We start from the raw sequence: 22,853 nt of genomic DNA, 5'->3' as shown, positions 1-22,853 counted from the left end.
ACAGTGTCCTATTGTTTTAAAAAAACGTAATCGAGCATCGCGCCGTTCAAATTGTCGTAATACACGTTCGAGTGATTCCACCGGTTTCGAATCGCAAAAAAGCTCCGGGGGCGGACGAGATAGATGACGGGACACTCGTCGAGCAAAATCCGCTGGTATTCGTTCCAAATCGCAAAGGCCGCATCCCGATCTATCGTATAGTTTCCCTTATTATAGAGATAGTCGATACGCGCTTCCCATTCGGTGGCGGGAGCCGCCTGCAGCGGGTGCCACAAGTGCAGGTTTCCGGACGAGGGCCACACGTTGCTCCCCTGCGACGGAAAAAGAGGGGTGCCGAGCGCGATGATCACCGATTGCCAATCGTAAGTTGCCGTCAAAGATTCGACGAGCTTCTGAAAATCGACTTGGCGGACGTTTACCTTTATGCCCGCCTTTGCGCATTCGTCGGCGATGATCTGCGCGATATCGTTTGCAAGCGTACTCGTAGACGGAATCGCCAAATCGAATTCGACAAGAGCGCCTTTCGAATCATAGAGAACGCCGCCCTTCTCTTCCATGCCGCATTTTTTTAATAATTTCCGTGCTTCGTCGATGTCATAACGCCAACGGAGCGTGATGTCGGGGTTGTAGTACGGATTTGCACGAGAGAAAAAATAGTACATCGGCTCGGCAAGTCCCCGATACGTCTGCACGATGATGCGCTCGCGATTTAAAAGGCAGCTCATCGCCTGACGGAATTCCTTTTTTGTAAACCACGAATAAAAAGGTTTTTCTTCGTTTACGGGATTTTGATTGAACGACCACAGAGAAGATCCGAGAGAGCCTTCGGCGTTGAATACCGTAAAATCTCTTTGATCGGCGACCGCTTCGTTTACATCTTCGGGACGGAGCTGATACGTTTCGAGTTTTCCCTGACGGAACAAAAGATAATCCGTGTTTTGATCTCCGACGATCTGCAAAACTTTTTCTTCGGGATATGGTTCCGCGACTCCGTTTGCATCTTTATTCCAATAGTGAGGATTGCGCTTGAGCACGATGCGCTGAGAAGGCGCATATTCTGCGATATACCATTTGCCCGCCGAAGGGAGAGATCGCGGAGAAGACGCGATGCTGAAAAGATTTTTTACAGCGTCGACGCCGCCTGCCTCTTTTGCCGGACGATAGATAAAAGACGGACAGATATTCATATTGACTGCAAGGATGGGTTCGGCGACGATGCGCGGAAACAGAAAATCGAAACGCTTTTCATCGATTTTTACGATATCGATATGGCGGACGGAACCGTCGTCCATCGTCATAAACTGCTGCGGATAACCTGAGCTTTGAAAGGCTTTGTCACCCGCAATTTCATCATACCAAAAAACGACATCGTCGCTCGTAACGGGAATCCTTTCAGGCGAATCGTAATACGTCCAGTACATATCGTCACGGAGCGTACAGTGCAGCGTAAGCGTTCCTTTTTGCTTGTCGATGTCGATCGCGTAAGAGGCGGCGCGCGGCGACCACTTTCGAAGCGTCGGATCGTAATCGAAAAGAAAATCGGTCGTCTGCGCGATAAGGGAACTCGACGATGCATCGCGCTCGGCGATATAGTGATTGAACGTTTTCGGATCGGTCATAACCGAATCGTACCACGTACCGCCCGCCCTTCCCGGAACATAGGAGCCGCCCGTCCACGGCTTCGAGCAAGTGTGCGAAAGCATTTCGCCGTTCATCGCTTCGATCGCCGAATCGATTTCTTTTTCGGTCATTTCGGGAACGCGCGTACACGAAGTACAGATGCAAATCAAAGTGGCGGCAAATATCGCTATACGCTTCATAGCTTATTGTCGCACATTGAAAAGAACACGTCAACTTGCGAGGGTTTTCGTCTTATATAATATCATCGCTTATGATTAAATCTTTTTTTTGGAAATAAATATTGCGGTACTCCGAGGGTGAAATCCCTATGTACTTTTTGAAAATAGCCGAAAATGAAAATTGATTGTCAAAGCCTAAAATATGCGCGATTTCCTTGATCGATTTATCGGTTGCCGTCAAATAGCCTGTTGCAGCGCTTATTTTTAAATGATTAAAATAACGATGCGGAGTCGTATGTACTTCACCCCGAAAAAGACGTATAAAATATTCGGGAGATATATTCAATTTTTTTGCCAAATTTTTTACTTTGAGGTTTGTATTTACGGCTTTTTCCATATATTGTATGGCACGCACTATGATAATGGATTGTTTTTTATCGGTTAAACGTGTTTTTTCAATATAAGTATCTTTATCCGCATCAAACCATCTGAATATAAAGCTCGCCAGCAAGTATTCGGCCGCACGATTAAGATGAACTTCCGGAGATTTTGCAAGCGTATAAATTTCTTCAAGCTGAAAACGTATATGTATATCAACGGAAACGAATACGCGATGTTTTTTTAACGAAAAAGACAGTATTCGATAAAGGCTTTGCGATAGTTCGTCTTGATCTTCAACCGAAAACAAAAACGCATAGTACGTTATCGGCTTGATAACAGCTTCCGGTAAGATAGAATGAAAATCATATGCTCCGCTTAAAAATACTTTTCCCGGCTCTATGGGATACTTTGCCGTATTTTGCAAAAAAGAGCCCGTACCCTCAAGAAAAACATGTACTTCAAATTCTGAAGCCCCGTGTACATGATAGCGGCCGTGCCATTGTAACCGTTCTCCCGAAAACAGACGGTATACATATACGGCATCTTTTATTTTCATAAAAATATTATACTATCGTAGGTTCACAAAAAGTCAAGGAGTGAAAGAAAAGCAAAAATTAAAAGCTTTTTTCGTATATCTGATTCCAATCCGTTTGGTCGATAGCTTGGGCCGGTGGAACGTATTTGATTTTAGATCCTTTTTTTACCATAATGACAATCGGCAATGTGTCGATATTAATGGAATGCCATTGCCGTCCCTGAAAAATTTCTTTTGTAAAATAATGAACCCATTCTCCGCTAGGCAAATATACATCTCGTTGCTTTACACCTGATTTAAATATTGGGGCAACAAGGATTTTATCGCCGAAAAAGTATTCATCGTCAATATACCATGCCGTTTTATCATCCGGATATTCGAAAAACAGCGTTCTTAATAAAGGAAATCCTTTTTCAAGGCTCTCTAAAGATTGCTCCAGAATATAAGGTAATAAGCTATATTTGAATTCAACGATTTTTCTGAACATATCGGTAAATTCCTCGCCGTATTCCCACGGTTCTTTCGGAGGCTGTCCGTGACACCTGCTGTGTGAAGTCAACATGCCGAAGGCGAGCCACCGCAAATATAAGTCTTCAGGAGAACGCTGCGTAAAACCGCCTATATCATGACTCCAAAAAGTAAATCCGCATAAACCTAAAGAAAGTCCCGCCCGCAAGGTTGCAGCCATTGCCGAATCGGTTATTTCCGCATCTCCTGCCCAATGCAGGGGATAACGCTGACTTCCCGCCCAAGCGCTTCGTCCCCAAATGATGCCGGCTCCGGTTGCCTGCTTTGTTGCTTCAAATACTGTTTGATTATAACGAAGCGGATATAAATTGTGTTCATATTTTCCGCTTTGCTTTGAATAATATACACCGTGTACCGGAGCAGCTTCTCCAAAGTCGGCTTTTATTGCTTCGACACCGATATCAAATAATGTTTTCAGCTTTTTTTCATACCATTTTTTTGCATCGGGATTACTGAAATCAAGGACAGCATCTTCCGTCGGCAAGAAACCGTCCGAATCAAAAACGGCATAATTATTTTGTATTATTTCATCATATAATTCATTGGTCGGCGTAAAATAAGGTAATTGCCAAAGAGAAATATGAAACCCTTGTTCTCTCAAATCGGCTATCATTTTTTGGGGATCGTTAAATCGCGTATGAGAAAATTTATAATTGCATTTCCAGTCGTCTTCAAACCATCCCGTATCCAAGTGAATAACATCGCAGGGTATTTTTAGACATCGCAGCTTTTCGGCAACATTGCGAACCTCTTCTTCGGATTTATATGTAATACGGCTCATCCACAGTCCGAAACTCCAGTTTGGGAGCATGGGGGAACGGCCGGTTAAATCGGTATAATTATACAGAATCTCTTTCGGAGTGCCTGTAAAAATAAAAATATCAACATTATCGTCTATATAGAGAGAGGCCGTTTGATCATACGAATTACCGAAATCAAATGTCATAGCAGCTGTAGAATGTACAAAAATACCGTATCCTTTACTGCTCATAAAAAAAGGTATCGGTTTATACATTTCCGTACTTTGGGCTCCTAAAGCATCGTATGTTGATAAATTGATTTTTTGTCCGCGTTTGTTTAGTCCGGTAAAAGATTCTCCGCATCCGAAAATTCCCTCATTATAGTCTAAGGAAAAAGAAAATGCGGATGTTTTTTGTAAAGACTGTACATTTTTTGCATAACAAATCGGTGTGCTGTAACTGTTATCCAAAGCTGTATTATCTTCATAATGAACGGTTTTTATAATGCTGTTACCCTGTAAATCATATATTTCAATGTGAAAGGGATTTTTTACAAGAACGACTCTGTGTTTTTTATTTGTGTACGTTATTCTTTGTTCATCTTCATATATATTCTCGGGAGTGTCGGCTTCTATCTTTTTTATCAACATTAACTCCTCTGTATTTACCTTTCTTTTTTCTTTGGGAAAATACTGTATGCGCACTATGCCGTCGGAAACAAAACTTATTGAAAAAGAAAGTCTTTCGGTACATTCATACTCGGGCGGGAATTCCCATGGGGATATATTTTCCAGAGGTGCGGTAATACAGTTAAAGCTCATTCTGTATTTTCTTACAAAACGTTTGGCAAGCAAGACGCCTTGTCCCGTCTTGATGTCGAAAGAAAGAAGACGTTCAATATAAAAATAAGTATTATCAAAATTATTAAATTGACCGCTTACGTCTATCGGCTCATTTAATAATTTTTTTCCGCTCATTTTCATTTTGTTACTCCTTTACAGACCCGCTTGTTAAGCCGCTTATTATATATTTTTGAAGAAATATGAACAGTAAAATAACCGGAATGATAATAACCGTACCGAAGGCCATTATGTTATTCCATTGAATGCCGTATTTACCTATATAATTATAAATTCCGGCATTAATAGGTCGCGTTGTTTGGCTGGAAAGAAAAGTCAATGAATAGATCAAGTCACTCCAGCCGAATAAAAAAGAAAAAACGCCTACCATAATAATTCCGGGGTATGAGATAGGAATGATTATTCGTAAAAAAGTCGTCCACATATTACACCCGTCAATTTTAGCAACATCTTCCATTTCGCGCGGAATGGATAAAAAATAAGGGCGTAAAATAATCACTGCAAAGGGAATTGCGGAAGTGCACGAAGCAAAGATAGGTGCAAAATATGTATCGATTAGGTCTATTTTTTTAAAAATAATAAACATCGGGGTGAGCAATAATGTTACCGGCATCAGCTGTGTTAATAAAAAAGACTGTATAAACGCTCCTTTAAAAATAATATTAAACCGAGCCAAGCCGTATGCGGCGGGAACGGCTAACAAACCCGTTAAAACCATAGTTAAAAAGGCGACTATAAAACTGTTTTTAAAGCCGGTTAATAAATTATATTCCCCCTTTGAAAATTGTTCGATATAGGAAGTAAAAACGAGTTCTTTTGGAAAAAAAGTCAGATTAATTTGAAATATTTCTTTTTCGGTCTTTAATGAAGTGATGATAATCCAGTATACGGGAAATAAAAAAAGAACGGCAATGCATATAGCAATGATGTTTAAAATGCATTCATTTTTTTTATTTTTCATTGCTCTTCCTTTTTTACAATATATAAATACAGCATACTGATGCATAATAAAATAAAACACAGTATATTTGCGGTTGAAGCACCTAAACCGAAGTTAAATTGATTAAACGAATAGCGGTATGCCAAGGTAGACATTACCTCCGTTGCATTAACAGGGCCGCCGTTTGTCATAATAAATACGAGGTCAAAAACTTTAAACGTGTAAATAAAACCTAAGGTAAGAACTGCATAAATTGAATGTTTTATGCCCGGAATTGTAATAAACCAAATCTTATGATACCATTTCGCGCCATCAATGTCCGCAGCTTCATATATGTACTCGGAAATGGTACTTAACCCGGTTACAAGCAATATCATATTAAAAGGAATCCCTATCCAAACATTAGTTAAAATTAAGCTCCACATTGCCGACCGCGGAGCAACGAGCCATGGTATCGGTTCTTTGATAAAATGAAAACGTAATAAGATATAATTGATAATTCCGCCTTGCATCGAAAACATAAATTTGGCATTTAATGCCGTTATGGTAATCGGAATAAGCCATGCCACCATAATAAGGCCCCGTATAAAATTTGCCGTTCGAAAATTCTGATTAAAAAATAAGGCAAGGGAAAATCCGATAAAAAATTGCAAAATAATACACATAAAAGAAAAAAAGAGAGTATTTTTTAACGATGTTCTGAAAACACTATTTTTGAAAATAGTAAAATAATTCTGAAGACCGATAAAACTGCTGTCGCCGGAACTTAAGGTCATTAAGTCGACTTTTTTGAAACTGATAATAATATTATAGAGGATAGGATAGCCTACGAAAAAAAGCATAAACGCCACTGCCGGGAGAATAAAAACATATGCACCTATATGGTGTTCCGTTGCTTGTTTTTTCATTTTGTCTCCAGTCAACTTCTATGCGGAATGTGCCGAACACGGCCGTTTTAAGCACATTCCTCATGTGTATTGCTATAACAGCGGTGAAATTATTTGTTGCGCTTGCTTACAAGCTTGTTCCGGAGAAGCTGCGCCGGACAACGCTTCTTGTAATGCCGTATATATCGCTGCCGACATTTCAGGCCACTTCGGATGGGGACCCCGCGGCATGGCATACTGCATTTGTTCCATAAAAACTTTTTTGATAGGATCATTAGTCCATATGGGATCCTGCGCCACATCTTTGCGCGGCGGGAAATATCCTGTCTGGCTTATAAATTCTTTCATTATTTTTTGATCGCCCATATATTGCAGGAATTTCCAAGCTAATTCGGTATTTTTGTTTTTTACAATACCTATGTTTTCTCCTCCTAAAACGGAAGCGTATTTTACGTCTTTCGGAACTTTTGCAACGGCAAATTTCATCCCTTTGGAATCTTCGATAATCTGAGGAATCATCCACGGACCGCCGACAAACATGGCGAGCTTTCCTACTGAGAATTGCTTTTGAATGTCGCCCTGTCCCCAGTTAATCGTTTCTTTGCTCATACTGCCGTCATCAATCAGTTCTTTCAAAAAAGCAACCGCTTTAATCGATTCGGCACTGTCCATTGCGTCATAGCGTCCGCCGGAAGCAATAAGCCACGGTAAAAATTGAAAGGTTGCTTCTTCACTTTTAGGCATTGCAACCCCTATACCGAAGGTGTTTTGATTTGTGAGTTTTTTTGCGGCGATGCGCAATTCATCCCATGTAGAAGGAGGGGTTATATTTGCGGCTTTCAACATATCTACGTTATAAAATAGGGCTAAACAATTGCTTGTTAAGGGAATACCGTAATACTTACCTTTGTATTGTACTGAATTTAAGGGACCTTCAAAATATGCGGAAGTGTTTTCCCATGATTTTATCTTATCGGATATATCTTCAAAGACATTCATTGCCGCAAATGCCGCATGATCGGGATTGTCAATCATAATTATATCCGGTAAGGAGCCTCCCGCTATAGCAACGGATAACTGTTGCTTATAGGTTCCAAAGGGTAAAAATTCCGCTTTTACAGTTATGTTATTTTGTGCAGCAAAATCATCAACCAGTTTTTGAAAAATCTTTTGTTCGTTGCCGGAAAAATACGTCCATATGCTCAATGTTTTTGCATCTTCCGGTTTTACAACAGAAGCTGCTTTGTTTTTTGAGCATCCGATAGAGAATACCAATACCGATATGCAAAGCATACTGAATACAAGTTTTTTCATCTTAATAACCTCCTCGTTTATCGTAAATTTAGGCATTTTATCTGTTTTTAGTATAAGTCCGGCGTCTGGTACCAGCCATACCGTTTTTTGATTTCATATATAAAAAATTGATATCAACATCTTATGCAGGCGATAACTTCTTTTCATGACTGCAATATATAAGAATATACAGAAAAGGAAAAATATGATAAAATTCAAAATAACGGACATAATAATTGAAGTAATTAGGAGGAATGCTGATATGAAAAAAATCGGTTTTATCGGAGTCGGGATCATGGGAAAGTCGATGGTTCGCAATCTCATGAAAGCTGGATTCGATCTTCGCATATTCGCCCGGCATAAGCAAAACGTCGAAGACGTCATTTCCGAAGGCGCCGTCTTTTGCGACAGCATTTCGGACTGCGTCAAAGGCTCCGACGCGGTTATCACGATCGTAGGCTTTCCGCCCGACGTCGAAGACGTGTATTTTTCTCCCGGAAAAATTATGGACAGCGCGAAAAAGGGAACATATCTCATCGATATGACGACGACGAGCCCGACGCTTGCCGAGCGTTTGTATCGCGAAGGAAAAGCGAAGGGCTTTCACGTAATCGACGCGCCGGTTACCGGAGGCGACACGGGTGCAAAAGCGGGTACGCTTTCCATTCTCGCAGGCGGAGACAAAGAAGATTTCGAAGCGTGTATGCCGCTTTTCAAAGCGATGGGAACGAATATCAATTATCAGGGCAAAGCGGGAAACGGTCAGCATGCGAAGATGGCGAATCAAATACTGATTGCGGGCGCACTTTCGGGCGTATGCGAAGCGTTTGCTTACGCGAAAGCGAAGGGGCTCGATTTAAACGTATTGTTAAAATCGGTTGCAACGGGAGCGGCAGGAAGCAAGCAGCTCGACGCGTTCGGCCCGAAGCTCATCGCGGGCGACTACGCCCCGGGCTTTAAGCTCAAGCATTTTATTAAAGACATGAAGCTTGCCGACGACGAAGCGAAAAAAGCGGGACTGCATCTCGGAGTGCTCGAACACGTGCTCGAAAATTACGAAGCGCTCGAAAAAGAAGGATTGGGCGAAGACGGCACGCAGTCACTCATAAAGCGGTATTAGATCGAAGCGCCGGCGCGTACCGCACAGCTGAACGAGTCGGTCTGCCCGGCGTTTCTACATCTTTTCCAAATACGGCACGAGCACGAGATACATCGCGTTTTTTAAAACGGTGAGTGTGCATTCGGCAAGGAAGAGGCGCCCTCTCACGAGCTCCGTTTTTTCCGCGGCGAGGATCGGGCATTGCTGATAGAATTTGCCGAACGCTTTGCTTACGTCGTACAAATACTGCGCGACCACGCTCGGATCGAGCGCTTCCGCAGCTTTTGCGACGACGGACGAAAAGTCGCCGAGTTTTTTTATTAAATCCCATTCGCTTTCAAACGAGAGAAGCGAAACGGCTTTTTCGCTTGTATCGGGAGCGATGCCGCTCTCTTCCGCTTTCCGCAAAATCGACGCGATGCGCGCGCCCATGTATTGCAGATAGGGGCCGGTGTTTCCGGTAAAGGACAGCGACTCTTCGGGATTAAAGAGCATGTCTTTGACCGGTGCGACATTCAATAAATAATAATGGAGGGCTGCGAGCGCAATCTTTTCCGCTACATCGTCCGCATCTCCGACGTCTTCTTCCCTGCCCTTCGCTTCGATTTCTTTGAGAGATGCCGCATGGAGTTCGTCGATCAAATCGTCCGCGTCGACTATCGTTCCTTCTCTGCTTTTCATTCTGCCGCTCGGCAAGTTGACAAGGCCGTAGCTCAAGTGATAGAGATTCGACGCCCAATCGAAGCCGAGTTTTTTCAATATGTAGAAGAGCACTTTAAAATGATAGATCTGTTCGCTTGCGACGACATAGACGAGACGGTTGAACGGCCAGTCATCGTGCCGGCTGATCGCCATGCCGATATCCTGCGTCATGTAGACGGATGTGCCGTCTTTTCTGAGCAGCACTTTTTCGTGTTCACGGTCGTCTTTGCCTCCGACGACTTCGCTCACGTCGATGCGCACGGATCCGTCGTCCGCTTTGAAAAATATGCCCTTTTCAAGTCCCGCTTTGATTTCGTCTTTACCTTTGAGGTAGGTTTCACTTTCGAAATAGAGTTTATCGAAGGATACGCCGGTACGCGCATAGGTTTTTTCGATGCCCGAAATCGTCCAGTCGTTCATCTTTTTCCAAAGCGCGAGGACTTCTTCGTCTCCCGCTTCCCACGCCCTCAGCATCGCTTCCGCTTCGGATACGGCTTCGGGATGCTCTTTTGCATACGCATCGAATTCAACATAGCACCTGCCGACAAAGTGATCACCTTTTATACCGAGCGACTCGGGCGTATCGCCTGAGGCTTCATGGAATAGTTTGTAGGCGAGCATCGATTTGCAGATATGTATGCCGCGGTTATTGATGATGTTCACCTTATACACTTCCGCGCCCGCTTTTTTCAAAATGCGGCTCACGCTTTCACCGAGCGCGTCGTTTCTCATGTGCCCAAGGTGGAGCGGTTTATTCGTATTCGGGCCGGAATATTCGACCATAACGCGCTTTCCGGCAAAAGTTTTTTTTCCGTCGTCGCTTTTCGAACCGTACTCGATACCCTCTTGGGCGATACGCGAAAGGATTGCAAAAGAAGCCGACGATTTATCGAGCTTAACGTTTACGTAAGGGCCTGCGGCAAGAAATTCACCGACGGAAGATACGGAGATCCCTTCAAACGACGTTTCGGAATTGATAATATGCACGACGCCTTGTGCGATCGCAGGAGGCGCGAGGCGGAAAAGTTTTGCATAGGCAAACATCGGAACGCCGATATCGCCCAGAGCGGGATCGGGCGGAGTTTGCAGCGTCAAACTGTCGGCATCAATGCTCGATGCGTCCGGATTTTTTTCGGCGATAAATCGATTCAAAGCCGCAGCGACCACAATGCGGCAAGCGCTTTTTGCATCATTCATAGGCGCTATGATAACCTTTACGGCGAGTTTTGTACATTCCCCGATAAAAAATATGTGCGACAAACACGCCGGACGCCGGCACGTATACATCCCCTTCCTTGTCAATTTTCCACTTTACATTTTTTTTGCAATTCGCTAGTATTTTTTGTGTGGATGTGCCGTCGGCACAAGAGGGAGCAATCCCCATACAAGACTTGCTGTAGCAAAGTAGCAGTGCAGAGGAACAAAAATTGGCATTCAAAGTCACGATCATCGGAGCCGGTCAAGTAGGCTCTACGATCGCGTATTCGCTCACCGTTAAAGGCATCGCGTCTGAAATCGTAATGATCGATATCAATACGCAAAAAGCTTTGGGCGAAGCGCTCGACATCAGGCAGGGTACGCCGTTCTGCGACCCCGTAACCATCTATGCAGGAACCTACGCGGATGCAAAGGATTCCGACATTGTCGTTCTGACATCGGGCGTCGCACGAAAGCCGGGACAATCGAGGCTGGATTTAGCGCAGACGAACGTCGACATCACGAAAAGCATCATCCCTGAAATCATCAAGTACGCTTCGACGGCGATTTACGTGATAGTTTCAAATCCCGTCGATATTTTAACGTATCAATTTTGCAAAATGTCGGGACTGCCGCAAAATCAGGTTTTCGGTTCCGGGACGATCCTCGACACTGCCCGCCTTCGCGCACGCATCGCCGAATACTACCACATCGCACAGCAAAACGTACACGCATACGTTTTCGGCGAACATGGAGATTCGTCGTTTATTCCGTGGTCGCTTGCAAATATCGCGACAATTCCCGTCGACGAATATAAATCCTGTCTCGAAGATAACGACAAACTCATCCCGCCGCTCGTTCACGAAGAAGTCGAATCCTATATCCGAAGCTCGGGCGGAAAGATCATCGAACGCAAAGGGGCGACCTTTTATGCCGTAGCGATTTCGGTCGCGCACATCGTCGACTGCATCAACAACGCCGCCGACACGACGCTCACCGTCTCCGCGATGGCGAACGGCGAATACGGCATAAAAGACGTAAGCCTTTCGATGCTTTCCGTCGTCGGCCGCACGGGATTTCACGGGCACTTACTCGCACCGCTTTCCGATATGGAAATCGTACAGATGCGGCGCAGCGCGGACTGCTTAAAAGACGTGATCAAACAGATACGGTTTTAGTATCGGTGCTTTGGTGTGATTGCGGACGACTGTTCGCAGGATCGGAAAATGCGCCGAATACGAAGATCCCGTTTCTACTGAAAACGGGATATTAATAACCTGTCTGCACAACTTGCGCCGCTGCCCGATTATCGGTTTCTTTTTCCGAACACTATCCTCACCCGCAATCATTTCAGATCATTGATCGGTAAGCGAAACGAACGGTCAATTTCGATTTTAATAAAATACGAAATTGAATTATTAATTTTCGATAATAATTATACGGGGAAAAGCGATGGGCGATTTCAGAATTGAACACGATTCGATGGGAGAAGTAAAAGTTCCTGTCGACAAATATTGGGGAGCGCAAACCGAGCGCAGCCATGAAAATTTCCGCATCGGTGTCGGCATTGAAACGATGCCGCGGGAAATCACAAAAGCGTTCGGGCATTTGAAAAAAGCCGCTGCGCGCGCGAACTGTGCGCTGAAGCCTGAAAAGATGACGGCGGAAAAACTTTCGTGCATAGAAAAAGCCTGCGACGAAGTGATCGAAGGAAAGCTCGACGAACACTTTCCGCTCGTCGTATGGCAGACGGGAAGCGGTACGCAGTCGAATATGAACGCGAACGAAGTGATCGCAAACCGAGCAAACGAAATCGCGGGTAAAAAGCTCTGTCATCCGAACGACGACGTCAATATGAGTCAGTCGAGCAACGACACTTTTCCGACGGCGATGCACATCGCAGCCGTCGTCGAAATCGAAGATAAACTCTTTCCGGCGATAGATTTGCTTGTATCGACGTTTAAAAAGCTCGAAGCGGTAAACGAAAACGTCGTCAAAAGCGGGCGTACGCACTTGCAGGATGCCGTCCCGATTTCATTCGCACAGGAGATAAGCGGCTGGCGGACGTCCCTCGAAAAAGACAAAACCCTCATTTCACTCGCGCTTCCCGAATTGAAAGAGCTCGCACTCGGCGGTACGGCCGTCGGTACGGGACTCAACGCGCCTCGAGGCTTCGACGTAAAAGTTGCCGAAGAACTGTCTTCTCTCACCGGAAAGCGCTTTATCACGGCTCCTAATAAATTTCACGCGCTCACGAGTAAAGACGAAATCGTCTTTGCTCACGGAGGAGTAAAAGCGCTCGCGGCGGATTTATTAAAAATCGCAAACGACGTTCGCTGGCTCGCTTCGGGTCCGCGCTGCGGGCTCGGCGAAATACACATCCCTGAAAACGAGCCGGGCTCTTCGATCATGCCGGGAAAAGTCAATCCGACGCAGTGCGAAGCGGTGACGATGGTTGCGGTGCAAGTGATGGGAAACGACGTCGCCGTCGGTATCGGCGCGAGCCAGGGCAATTTCGAACTCAACGTATTTATGCCGGTTATCGCGTATAATTTTTTGCAGTCGGTACGTCTGCTTTCCGAAGCGATCGTGTCGTTCAACGACAACTGCGCGTCGGGCATTACGGCGAACAAAGAAAAGATGCATTTCAACCTCTACAATTCGCTCATGCTCGTCACCGCTCTGAATCCGTACATCGGTTACGAAAACGCGGCAAAGACGAGTCACAAAGCGTACGAAGAAAACATTTCGCTGAAAGACGCATGCGTATCGCTCGGTTTTTTAACTGCGGAAAAATTCGACGAAGTTTTTCATCCCGAAGAAATGGCGGGCGTAAAGCGTTGATGCACGGCGCCGGATGCGGCGGACTTTGCAAAGAGCACGACGCGCTCGGAGAAAAGTTTTATTGAGAGGTTTTTGAGTATGGACGATCACCGTATATATTCGTATTTTCCGGGATGTACGCTTCGAAACAAAGCGCTCGATTTGGATCGCTATGCCCGTTCCTCGGCCGAAGCGCTCGGGTTTACGCTCGAAGAGATTCCCGATTGGCAGTGCTGCGGCGGAACCTATCCGCCGGCAAAAGACGAAATCGCAACGAAGCTTTCATCGGTGCGCGCACTTGCGGCCGCACGGGATGCGAAAAGAGAACTCGTTACGATATGCTCGGCGTGTCACAACGTCATAAAACAGGTAAACGACGATATGAGGCGGGACGACAACGTCATCGTAAAAGTCAACAACTATTTTAAAAACGACGGTATCTCCTATCACGGGGAGACGAAGGTGCTGCACTACCTCGAAGTGCTGCGCGACGCGGTCGGCTGGGAAAACGTCAAAGCGAAAGTAACGAAACCGCTTGCGGGCAAAAAAATCGGAGCGTACTACGGCTGTCTCCTGCTGCGGCCGGGACGCGTTATGAAGATGGACGATCCGGAAAATCCGAGCATCCTCGAAGATTTTATATCGGCGATCGGAGCGACACCTGTGCGCTATTCGCTTCGAAACGAGTGCTGCGGCGCGTACACGATGTTCGACGGCGGAGACATTCCCGAAAAACGGTGCAAAAAGATTTTGGATAACGCCGAATCGCAGGGAGCCGAGCTGCTCGTCACCGCCTGCCCGCTCTGCCGTTATAATCTCGTCAAAAACAGGAACAGCGAAAACGTAAGCGTTCTGTATTTTACCGAACTGCTCGCCGAAGCGCTCGGCGTCAAGGAGCAATGCCGTGCTGCAGTCTGAACTCAATAAAATCCGCGATGAAATACTTTCGATCAGCGGAGTAAACGTGCGCAAGTGTATGCAGTGCGGAAAATGTTCGGGTACTTGCCCGTCCTACGACGATATGGAATATCACCCGCACGAATTCGTACACATGGTCGAAACCGGCGATATCGAAGAGCTTTTGAAAACGGAATCGATGTACCGCTGTCTGTCGTGTTTTGCGTGCATGGAAAGATGTCCGCGCCAAGTCGAACCTGCGAAGATCGTAGAAGCGGTGCGCACCGTCGTCGAACGAGAGCGGGGTGCGGAACGACTCGCTGCCGAAAAAGTGCCGTTTTATATCGACGGCGATATGCCGCAGCAAGCGATCGTCAGCGCATTCAGAAAGTATAGGAAGTGAGTATGCGGAAAATCGGAGTTTTTGTGTGCCACTGCGGCACGAATATAGCCGGCACGGTCGATGTAAAAGCCGTCGCGGACGCGCTCGGAAAAGAAGCGGGCGTCGTCTTTTCGACGGACTACACCTATATGTGTTCGCAGACGGGTCAGGATCTCATCGCCGACACGATAAAAAAACATGAGCTCGGCGGAGTTGTCGTGTGTTCCTGTTCGCCTCGTATGCACGAAGCGACGTTCCGAAAGTGTGCGGAAAAAGCGGGTATCAATCCCTATCTGCTCGAAGTAGCGAACATCCGAGAGCAGGATTCGTGGATATGCAAAGATATGCCGACGGCGACGGCAAAAGCGATTTCGCTCGGAAAAGCTGCGATCGCAAAAGTGCTGTTGAACGAACCGCTCACTGCGGGCGAAACGCCGGTCACCAAGCGCGCTCTCGTCATCGGCGGAGGTATCGCGGGCATTCAGACGGCGATCGACATCGCGGACGCGGGGTTTCCGGTAGACATCGTCGAAGCGAAGCCGACGATCGGCGGCAAAATGGCGCAGCTCGACAAAACCTTTCCGACGCTCGACTGTGCGGCCTGTATACTCACGCCGCGCATGGTCGAATGCGGGCAAAATGAAAATATCAGGATCCTCTCGTACAGCGAAGTGACGGATATCAAAGGATTCGTCGGAAACTTTACCGTGACGATAAAACGCAAAGCGCGCTACGTCGACGAAACGAAATGTACGGGCTGCGGCGAATGCGTGCAAAAGTGTCCGCAAAAAAAAGTGCCGAACGAATTCAATATGAATCTCGACAAGCGCTCCGCGATCTATATTCCCTTTGCGCAAGCCGTTCCGAAAATCGCGACAATCGATGCCGCACACTGCATGAAGCTCACGTCGGGAAAATGCGGCGTCTGTTCGATGGTGTGTCAGGCGAAGGCGATCGACTACGGTGCGAAAGATATGTTCATCGAAGAAAAATACGGAGCCATCGTCGCCGCAACCGGCTACAATCCGATCGACTTGTCGAAGTTCGACGAGTTCGCGTATTCGCAAAGCAAAGACGTCGTATCATCCCTCGAATTCGAACGTCTCATGAATGCGGCGGGGCCTACCGGCGGCACCCTGCTCCGCCCTTCCGACGGCAAGCATCCCAAAACGATCGTCTTCGTCCAATGCGTCGGAAGCCGCTGTTCGGCGGACGCGGAAAAAGGTCACGAATACTGTTCGAAAATCTGCTGTATGTACACGGCAAAGCACGCGATCCTCACGAGAGACCACTACCCCGATACGGAGTGCTACGTGTTTTATATCGACGTGCGCACACCGGGAAAAAACTTCGACGAATTCTACCGGAGGGCGGTTGAACAGTACGGCGTGCACTATATCAAAGGCATGGTCGGAAAAGTGTCCGTCGAAGAAGACGGTACGCTCGACGTGCAAGGCTCGGATCTGCTCATGGATAAACAAGTCCATATCAAAGCCGACATGGTCGTACTCGCCGCTTCCATCGAAGCGGATAAGTCCGCGCGCTCATTGGCGACGATGCTCACCGCGAGTATGGACACGAACGATTTTTTTACCGAAGCGCATCCGAAGCTCCGCCCCGTCGAAAGCCCGACTGCCGGCGTCTATCTTTCAGGCTGCGCGCAGGGACCGAAGGATATACCCGAAACGGTTTCACAGGCAAGCGCGGCGGCGAGCAAAGTTATCGGATTGCTTGTAAAGGATAAACTGAAAAACAATCCCTGCGTCGCCGAATCCGACGAAGCGATGTGCAACGGCTGCTCGCAGTGCGAAAACGTATGCCCCTACGGCGCGATCACGTATATCGATAAAGACTTCCGCGGCATAAACCGCACGACGGTGACGCGCCGAGTCGCGCAGGTAAACCCCGCCGTCTGTCAAGGCTGCGGCGCGTGTACGGTCGCCTGTCCCTCGGGAGCGATGGATCTCAAAGGATTTACGAATAAAGAAATCATGGCGGAGGTCGATGCGCTATGTCTGTAAAAAACGATACGGCGTTTGCACCCGGTATTTCGTCAAACGCCGGCACGAAAAGCGGCACGAAGCCGAAGACTGTCGATGCGGCGGCCGAAAACGATGTTCTCGAAAAAAAAGGTGCATTTAGACCGAAGATCGTAGCCTTTTGCTGCAACTGGTGTTCGTACGCGGGAGCGGATTTGGCCGGCAGCAATCGCCTCGAATATCCGGCCGACGTCAAAATCATCCGCATTCCCTGTTCGTGCCGCCTGAACCCGATCTTTATCCTGCGCGCGTTTCAGCGGGGAGCCGACGGCGTCATCCTCTGCGGCTGTCACCCGGGAGACTGCCACTATACGAGCGGCAACTATTTTGCGAGGCGGCGTATGACGCTCCTCTTTTCCATGCTCGAATTCCTCGGCATCGAAAAAGGAAGGACGAGAGTCGAATGGGTGTCCGCGGCGGAAGGCGCGAAATTTGCCAAAACGATGCATGAATTCGTCGAGACGGTAACGGCGCTCGGAGAAAACAAACGGCTGGAGGATTTACGATGCAAAGCGAAATGACCGGCGAATTGGTAAGCCGCGCAAAAGCGCTGCTTGCGGATAAAACCGTACAGCTCGTGCTCGGCTGGAGAAGAGGCCTTTTCGATTACGATGTAACGCCTTCGCTTTTTACGTCGGCGGAGGATGTCGAAAAAAACTTCGTATACAACGAATACAGCGCGGCGAATCTGTCGAAATACCTCGTCAAAGAAACGCGCAAAATCGAAACGGCGAAAAATACCGTGCGTACGAACAACGCGCTTGCAAAACAAAAAGACGCAAACGCCGAAACACAGGCGGAACCCGAAGCGAAAATACTCGTGTTTTTAAAACCCTGCGACACCTACAGCTTTACCGAATTGCTGAAAGAACACCGCATTTTCAGAAGCGACGTATACGCGATCGGCGTTCCGTGCGACGGCATGCAAGACTCCGAAAAACGAGAGCTGTCCGAACGCTGTGCCGTGTGCAAAAGCAAAAAACACATCGGCTGCGACGAACTTATCGGAGAAGACGGAGACGTACGGGATTCCGCGCGCTTCGACGAAGTTGCAAAGCTCGAAGCGATGACGGAAGAAGAGCGCTTTGCGTTTTGGCAAAACGAACTTTCGCGCTGTATCCGCTGCAATGCGTGCCGCGATGTCTGTCCCGCCTGTACTTGTACGACGTGCGTATTCGACAACCCCGCATCCGGCGCTGCACAAAAAGTCGCCGCATCGAGTTTCGAAGAGAGCATGTACCATATCATCCGCGCGTGGCACGTCGCAGGCCGTTGTACCGACTGCGGCGAATGCTCGCGCGTGTGTCCCCAGCGTATTCCGCTGCACCTCATCAATCGAAAATTTATTAAAGACATCGACGAACTCTACGGTTCTTATACGGCGGGAAGCGATATGGAGACAAAGCCGCCGATGCTCACGTATAGGACGAGCGACGCGGAGCCCGGCATCATCTATTCGCGTTCGGGAGGTACGTTATGAGAACTTTCGTATCGCTGCCGTTTGAAAAACTCGACGAGCTCTTTGCCCTCATCGCACAAAAGGAAGCGCTGTATATTCCCGTAGACGACGCATCGGGTAAAGCCGATTTTAAACGCTGGGAAAAAGGCGCCGTCCTTTCGTCCGAGCTTAAAACGGTGAGATCGGCAAAAGATTTTTTCTTTCCGAAAATCGAAAACCTCGTGCACTACAAGCTTTCGGGCAAAAAAATCGAAGTCGAAGATCCGCGTACCGAATCGGAAGACTTTGTCGTTTTCGGCGTACGCGCGTGCGACGCTGCGAGTTTTGCGATCGTCGACGACGTGTACATCAATATGGAGCCGGTCGATACCTACTACAAAACGCGGCGAGAACACGGCACCGTCGTCACGCTCGCCTGTTCGGAACCGAAAGAAACCTGTTTTTGTAAACTCTACGGCATCGATGCGGCCGAGCCGCAAGGAGATGCGAGCGCGTGGATCGCCGACGGAAACGTCTTTTTTCGCGCAAACACTGAAAAGGGAGACGCGTTTATCGAAATCATCAAAAGCATGACGAGCGAGAGCGGCGCGGATATCGTCGAAAAACAGCAAAAGGCGACGCGGGAAAAAATCGACAAACTGCCTTTTGTCGATATCGACCTTTCGAAATTTCGCGGCGAAAACATGCTTTCGATTTTCAATCTGTCGGTGTGGGAAAACCTTTCGGAAGCGTGCTTGGGCTGCGGCACTTGTACATACGTGTGTCCGACGTGCATGTGTTTTGACATCAGGAGTTTCGATACCGGATGCGGCATACGGCAGTTTCGCTGCTGGGACAGCTGTATGTTTTCGGACTTTACGAAGATGGCGGCCGAAAATCCGCGGCACACGCAAAAGGAGCGCTTCCGTCAGCGCTTTATGCACAAGCTCGTGTATTATCCGATGGATCACGGCGGCGTTTACAGCTGCGTCGGCTGCGGGCGCTGTCTTGAAAGCTGCCCCATCCGCATGAACATCGTAAAAGTTATGAAAACGATAAACGACGACACCCGAATCGAAAAGCCGGAGGTACACGATGGAAAATGATATGTTGATTCCGTACATCGGCGTGATCACCGACATACGCGATGAGACGGGAGACGTAAAGACTTTCCGCGTGGTCGGACGCGACGGGAAAAAATTGTTTTACCACAAGCCGGGTCAGTGCGCGATACTCTCCGTTCCGGGCGTCGGGGATTCCATGATTTCGATAACGTCTTCTCCGACGGTCGAAGCATATCAGGAGTTCAGCATAAAAAAATGCGGATGCGTCACGTCGTGGCTGCATGCGGCCGAAAAAGGACAGGAGATAGGTGTGAGAGGTCCGCTCGGAAACGGCTTTCCCGTCGACACCGTTTTTAAAGGCAAAGACTTGCTCTTTGTCGCAGGCGGTATAGGTCTCGCTCCGCTTCGAAGCGTTATCAACTACGTCCGTTCTCACCGAAGCGATTACGGCAAAGTGACGATCGTTTACGGTTCGCGCTCGAAACAGGATCTCGTCGCGTACAAAGAGATCACCGAAGAGTGGATGAAAGCTCCGGACTTTACCGTATATTTGACGATCGATAAAGCTCAAGACGATTGGGACGGTCACGTCGGTTTTGTGCCGCCCTATGTCAAAGAGCTCAACCCCGACACGAGTATGACGGCGATCATGTGCGGTCCGCCCATCCTCATTCACTTGACGCTCGCCGGACTCAAAGAGCTCGGCTTTAAAGATACGCAGATATTTACGACGATGGAGATGCGTATGAAATGCGGCATCGGAAAATGCGGCAGGTGCAATATCGGCGACAAATACGTATGCAAAGACGGGCCGGTGTTTTCGTTCGACGAACTCGGAGCCCTTCCGCCCGAATATTGACGGGCAAAAGAAATCAAGGAAACGAGATATTAATAATTTAAAGAGGATTGTGCCATGTCGGAAAAATTGATAAACATTTACCTGTTCGGGAAACGATATGAAGTGCCCGAACATCTGACGATCATGAATGCGATGGAATACGCGGGGTACGAACTCGTGCGCGGCTGCGGGTGCAGAAACGGTTTTTGCGGCGCATGCGCGACGGTGTACCGCATCAAAGGACAAAACCGCCTGTACACGTGCTTGGCGTGCCAGACAAAAGTCGTCGACAATATGTACATCGCGACGCTGCCGTTTTTTCCGCTCGTAAAACAAGTGTACGACATCGATGCGGTCACGGCCGAACAGCGGATCATGATGGAGCTCTATCCCGAAATCTACGCGTGCGTCGGCTGTAATGCGTGTACTCGCGCGTGTCCGCAGAATTTGCACGTCATGCAGTACATCGCCTATGCGCAGCGCGGCGAATTTCAAAACTGCGCGGACGAATCTTTCGACTGCGTTATGTGCGGCATCTGCTCGTCGCGCTGTCCGGCAGAAATCAGCCATCCGCAAGTAGCCGAACTCGCGCGCCGCTTAAACGGCAAATACATCCAGCCGGAAGCAAAGCATTTGACCGAACGCGTCGGAGAAATCAAAGACGGAAAATTCGAAAGCCTGATTCAAAATCTCATGGCAAAGCCGATCGATCAAATCAAAGAGCTGTACAACAGCCGCGACATCGAAGCGTGACGAAAAGGAGCGTGAATATGTATACGGGCATTATGAAAGAGTCTGCGGAAAAGGTCGCCGCAAAGAGAAAGGAAAACGCCGCATTTGAACCGCGCCGCATGAGCGCGGAAGAAAAAGAGGCGGTACTGCGGGAATATCATCCCGATCATATAACGGAGCAGTTTACCGAACTTACAATCGGGCCGAATAAGGGTGAAAAAGCGCCGCTTGAGCTTGCGGAAATTTTACAAGGCATGCCGCGCATAGAACTTGAAAAAATCGATTTGACGAAAGCCGATTACGAAACCGACGTACTCATCATCGGAGGAGGTGGTGCGGGAACGGCGGCGGCGATAGAAGCGGACAACGCGGGCGCAAAAGTGCTCCTCGTCACAAAACTCCGCGTCGGAGATGCGAACACGATGATGGCCGAAGGCGGCATTCAAGCGGCCGACAAAGCGAACGATTCGCCCGAACGGCATTTTCTCGACGCTTTCGGAGGCGGTCACTTCGACGCAAAAAAGGAACTCGTCTACGAACTCGTCACCCGTGCGCCCGAAACGATCCAATGGCTCAACACGCTCGGCGTCGAATTCGACAAAGAAAAAGACGGCACGATGATTACGACGCACGGAGGCGGCACGAGCAGAAAGCGCATGCACGCGTGTAAAGATTATTCGGGCGCCGAAATCATGCGCACGCTCCGCGACGAAGTTTTAAATCGAGCCGAGCGGATCACCGTCGTCGATTTTACGAGCGCGGTGGAATTATTAAAAGATGAAAAAGGAAACTGTGCCGGTGCCGTGCTCATGAACATGGAAACGAAAGAGATGCTCGTCGCAAAGGCGAAAGCCGTCATCATCGCGACGGGGGGAGCCGGACGCATGCACTATCAGGGTTTTCCGACGTCGAACCACTACGGCGCGACGGCGGACGGACTCGTGCTCGCGTATCGCGCGGGCGCAAAACTCCTCTATCAGTATTCGCTCCAATACCATCCGACCGGCGTCGCCTATCCGCAGCAAGTGTTCGGTGCGCTCGTTACGGAAAAAGTGCGCTCACTCGGCGCAAAAGTGTGCAATATCGACGGAGACGCTTTTATCCATCCGCTTGAAACGCGCGACGTGGAAGCTGCCGGCATCATCCGCGAAGTAAAAAAAGGCAAGGGTATTCCGACGGGTATGGGAGAAGGCGTATGGCTCGACACGCCGATGATCGAGTTGAAAAACGGTGAAGGCACGATCGAAAAGCGCATACCCGCGATGCTGCGCATGTTCGAAAAATACGACATCGATATCAGGCGCGATCCGATCCTCGTCTACCCCACCCTGCACTATCAAAACGGCGGCGTCGAAATCGACAGGGAATGCAAAACGAATATCGGAAACCTCTTCGTCGCAGGTGAAGCATCCGGCGGCATTCACGGGACGAACCGTCTTATGGGAAATTCTCTTTTGGACGTCGTCGTCTTCGGACGCATCGCGGGAACGGCGGGCGCACGGCAAGCGCAAAAAAACGCGATGCCTGAAAAGCTTTCGCTCGAACACGTAAAGGATTTCGAAAAAGAGCGGGCGGCGGCCGGCATAAAAACGCAAACGCGTTCACCCCGCCTTTTGCCGCATTATACGCATAGAGACGGTGAACTCTAAAAACGATATAATTTGCACAGGGAGGAATAA

Annotated in this window: 19 protein-coding genes; 12 read left to right on the top strand and 7 right to left on the bottom strand. The window is 48.1% G+C overall.

Going from position 1 to position 22,853, the window contains the following annotated elements; all coding sequences use genetic code 11:
- Nucleotides 1–8: 8 nt before the first annotated feature.
- The 6 genes from HMPREF0860_RS11000 to HMPREF0860_RS10975 all read right to left on the bottom strand — a co-directional run bounded on the left by HMPREF0860_RS11000 (nucleotide 9) and on the right by HMPREF0860_RS10975 (nucleotide 7,984).
- The gene (locus HMPREF0860_RS11000) at nucleotides 9–1,820 is read right to left on the bottom strand and encodes an ABC transporter substrate-binding protein (protein ID WP_021495799.1); all 1,812 of its coding nucleotides are present in this window, start codon (nucleotides 1,818–1,820) and stop codon (nucleotides 9–11) included.
- Nucleotides 1,821–1,872: 52 nt separating this feature from the next.
- A complete protein-coding gene (locus HMPREF0860_RS13420) occupies nucleotides 1,873–2,736 on the bottom strand; it encodes a helix-turn-helix transcriptional regulator (RefSeq protein ID WP_021331220.1) in 864 nt (287 codons plus the stop codon).
- A 58-nt stretch (nucleotides 2,737–2,794) separates the two neighbouring features.
- Nucleotides 2,795–4,966 carry a glycoside hydrolase family 31 protein gene (locus tag HMPREF0860_RS10990; RefSeq protein ID WP_021331219.1) on the bottom strand — a complete coding sequence of 724 codons (2,172 nt, stop codon included), beginning with the start codon at nucleotides 4,964–4,966 and terminating at the stop codon, nucleotides 2,795–2,797.
- A gap of 4 nt (nucleotides 4,967–4,970) precedes the next feature.
- Nucleotides 4,971–5,804: a carbohydrate ABC transporter permease gene (locus HMPREF0860_RS10985; protein ID WP_021495778.1), complete on the bottom strand. Its 834-nt coding sequence runs from the start codon at nucleotides 5,802–5,804 to the stop codon at nucleotides 4,971–4,973.
- The gene (locus HMPREF0860_RS10980; RefSeq protein WP_021331201.1) at nucleotides 5,801–6,691 is read right to left on the bottom strand and encodes a carbohydrate ABC transporter permease; all 891 of its coding nucleotides are present in this window, start codon (nucleotides 6,689–6,691) and stop codon (nucleotides 5,801–5,803) included. The genes HMPREF0860_RS10985 and HMPREF0860_RS10980 overlap by 4 nt, the downstream gene beginning before the upstream one ends.
- Nucleotides 6,692–6,763: 72 nt before the next feature.
- Entirely contained in the window at nucleotides 6,764–7,984 is a 1,221-nt protein-coding gene (locus HMPREF0860_RS10975) for an ABC transporter substrate-binding protein (protein WP_021331182.1), read from the bottom strand.
- A 241-nt stretch (nucleotides 7,985–8,225) separates the two neighbouring features.
- Here HMPREF0860_RS10975 and HMPREF0860_RS10970 point away from each other — a divergent pair, with 241 nt between their 5' ends.
- Complete coding sequence (locus HMPREF0860_RS10970) at nucleotides 8,226–9,083, top strand: NAD(P)-dependent oxidoreductase (protein WP_021331197.1); 858 nt, start codon at nucleotides 8,226–8,228, stop codon at nucleotides 9,081–9,083.
- Nucleotides 9,084–9,137: 54 nt separating this feature from the next.
- Here HMPREF0860_RS10970 and argS read toward each other — a convergent pair whose 3' ends face one another.
- Nucleotides 9,138–10,961, bottom strand: coding sequence for an arginine--tRNA ligase (gene argS / locus HMPREF0860_RS10965; protein ID WP_038081659.1), 1,824 nt, complete (start codon nucleotides 10,959–10,961; stop codon nucleotides 9,138–9,140).
- 230 nt (nucleotides 10,962–11,191) lie between these two features.
- Between argS and HMPREF0860_RS10960 the strand changes: the two genes are divergently transcribed.
- From HMPREF0860_RS10960 to HMPREF0860_RS10910, 11 genes are all read left to right on the top strand, one after another.
- Nucleotides 11,192–12,139, top strand: coding sequence for an L-lactate dehydrogenase (locus HMPREF0860_RS10960; RefSeq protein ID WP_021331174.1), 948 nt, complete (start codon nucleotides 11,192–11,194; stop codon nucleotides 12,137–12,139).
- 274 nt (nucleotides 12,140–12,413) lie between these two features.
- Nucleotides 12,414–13,805, top strand: a complete 1,392-nt coding sequence (gene fumC, locus HMPREF0860_RS10955; RefSeq protein WP_021495798.1) for a class II fumarate hydratase — start codon at nucleotides 12,414–12,416, stop codon at nucleotides 13,803–13,805.
- Between the two features lie 78 nt (nucleotides 13,806–13,883).
- Entirely contained in the window at nucleotides 13,884–14,702 is an 819-nt protein-coding gene (locus HMPREF0860_RS10950; RefSeq protein ID WP_021331179.1) for a CoB--CoM heterodisulfide reductase iron-sulfur subunit B family protein, read from the top strand.
- A complete protein-coding gene (locus tag HMPREF0860_RS10945) occupies nucleotides 14,689–15,084 on the top strand; it encodes a 4Fe-4S dicluster domain-containing protein (protein ID WP_021331203.1) in 396 nt (131 codons plus the stop codon). The genes HMPREF0860_RS10950 and HMPREF0860_RS10945 overlap by 14 nt, the downstream gene beginning before the upstream one ends.
- Nucleotides 15,085–15,086: 2 nt before the next feature.
- On the top strand, nucleotides 15,087–17,084 hold the full coding sequence (locus tag HMPREF0860_RS10940) for a CoB--CoM heterodisulfide reductase iron-sulfur subunit A family protein (RefSeq protein ID WP_021331199.1): 1,998 nt from the start codon (nucleotides 15,087–15,089) through the stop codon (nucleotides 17,082–17,084).
- The gene (locus tag HMPREF0860_RS10935) at nucleotides 17,075–17,623 is read left to right on the top strand and encodes a hydrogenase iron-sulfur subunit (RefSeq protein ID WP_021331191.1); all 549 of its coding nucleotides are present in this window, start codon (nucleotides 17,075–17,077) and stop codon (nucleotides 17,621–17,623) included. The genes HMPREF0860_RS10940 and HMPREF0860_RS10935 overlap by 10 nt, the downstream gene beginning before the upstream one ends.
- A complete protein-coding gene (locus tag HMPREF0860_RS10930; protein WP_021495797.1) occupies nucleotides 17,608–18,582 on the top strand; it encodes a 4Fe-4S dicluster domain-containing protein in 975 nt (324 codons plus the stop codon). The genes HMPREF0860_RS10935 and HMPREF0860_RS10930 overlap by 16 nt, the downstream gene beginning before the upstream one ends.
- On the top strand, nucleotides 18,579–19,646 hold the full coding sequence (locus HMPREF0860_RS10925) for a 4Fe-4S dicluster domain-containing protein (protein ID WP_021331178.1): 1,068 nt from the start codon (nucleotides 18,579–18,581) through the stop codon (nucleotides 19,644–19,646). The genes HMPREF0860_RS10930 and HMPREF0860_RS10925 overlap by 4 nt, the downstream gene beginning before the upstream one ends.
- Complete coding sequence (locus HMPREF0860_RS10920) at nucleotides 19,636–20,463, top strand: FAD/NAD(P)-binding protein (protein ID WP_021331186.1); 828 nt, start codon at nucleotides 19,636–19,638, stop codon at nucleotides 20,461–20,463. Before HMPREF0860_RS10925 ends, HMPREF0860_RS10920 begins: the two co-directional genes overlap by 11 nt.
- Nucleotides 20,464–20,517: 54 nt before the next feature.
- Nucleotides 20,518–21,195, top strand: a complete 678-nt coding sequence (locus HMPREF0860_RS10915; RefSeq protein ID WP_021331195.1) for a 4Fe-4S dicluster domain-containing protein — start codon at nucleotides 20,518–20,520, stop codon at nucleotides 21,193–21,195.
- Between the two features lie 17 nt (nucleotides 21,196–21,212).
- Nucleotides 21,213–22,823, top strand: a complete 1,611-nt coding sequence (locus HMPREF0860_RS10910; RefSeq protein WP_021331206.1) for an FAD-dependent oxidoreductase — start codon at nucleotides 21,213–21,215, stop codon at nucleotides 22,821–22,823.
- Nucleotides 22,824–22,853 lie beyond the last annotated feature (30 nt).

It is taken from the genome of Treponema socranskii subsp. socranskii VPI DR56BR1116 = ATCC 35536, from assembly GCF_000468115.1.
In the GTDB taxonomy this organism is placed as follows: Bacteria; Spirochaetota; Spirochaetia; order Treponematales; family Treponemataceae; genus Treponema_D; species Treponema_D socranskii.
Note: the sequence above shows the minus strand (reverse complement) of the source record. Positions and strands in the feature narration are given on the sequence as shown.

Coding starts and splice junctions, on each gene's coding strand:
- HMPREF0860_RS11000 (WP_021495799.1), bottom strand. CDS start 1,820: ATGAAGCGTATAGCGATATTTGCCGCCACTTTGATTTGCATCTGTACT.
- HMPREF0860_RS13420 (WP_021331220.1), bottom strand. CDS start 2,736: ATGAAAATAAAAGATGCCGTATATGTATACCGTCTGTTTTCGGGAGAA.
- HMPREF0860_RS10990 (WP_021331219.1), bottom strand. CDS start 4,966: ATGAAAATGAGCGGAAAAAAATTATTAAATGAGCCGATAGACGTAAGC.
- HMPREF0860_RS10985 (WP_021495778.1), bottom strand. CDS start 5,804: ATGAAAAATAAAAAAAATGAATGCATTTTAAACATCATTGCTATATGC.
- HMPREF0860_RS10980 (WP_021331201.1), bottom strand. CDS start 6,691: ATGAAAAAACAAGCAACGGAACACCATATAGGTGCATATGTTTTTATT.
- HMPREF0860_RS10975 (WP_021331182.1), bottom strand. CDS start 7,984: ATGAAAAAACTTGTATTCAGTATGCTTTGCATATCGGTATTGGTATTC.
- HMPREF0860_RS10970 (WP_021331197.1), top strand. CDS start 8,226: ATGAAAAAAATCGGTTTTATCGGAGTCGGGATCATGGGAAAGTCGATG.
- argS (WP_038081659.1), bottom strand. CDS start 10,961: ATGAATGATGCAAAAAGCGCTTGCCGCATTGTGGTCGCTGCGGCTTTG.
- fumC (WP_021495798.1), top strand. CDS start 12,414: ATGGGCGATTTCAGAATTGAACACGATTCGATGGGAGAAGTAAAAGTT.
- HMPREF0860_RS10950 (WP_021331179.1), top strand. CDS start 13,884: ATGGACGATCACCGTATATATTCGTATTTTCCGGGATGTACGCTTCGA.
- HMPREF0860_RS10940 (WP_021331199.1), top strand. CDS start 15,087: ATGCGGAAAATCGGAGTTTTTGTGTGCCACTGCGGCACGAATATAGCC.
- HMPREF0860_RS10935 (WP_021331191.1), top strand. CDS start 17,075: ATGTCTGTAAAAAACGATACGGCGTTTGCACCCGGTATTTCGTCAAAC.
- HMPREF0860_RS10930 (WP_021495797.1), top strand. CDS start 17,608: ATGCAAAGCGAAATGACCGGCGAATTGGTAAGCCGCGCAAAAGCGCTG.
- HMPREF0860_RS10925 (WP_021331178.1), top strand. CDS start 18,579: ATGAGAACTTTCGTATCGCTGCCGTTTGAAAAACTCGACGAGCTCTTT.
- HMPREF0860_RS10920 (WP_021331186.1), top strand. CDS start 19,636: ATGGAAAATGATATGTTGATTCCGTACATCGGCGTGATCACCGACATA.
- HMPREF0860_RS10915 (WP_021331195.1), top strand. CDS start 20,518: ATGTCGGAAAAATTGATAAACATTTACCTGTTCGGGAAACGATATGAA.
- HMPREF0860_RS10910 (WP_021331206.1), top strand. CDS start 21,213: ATGTATACGGGCATTATGAAAGAGTCTGCGGAAAAGGTCGCCGCAAAG.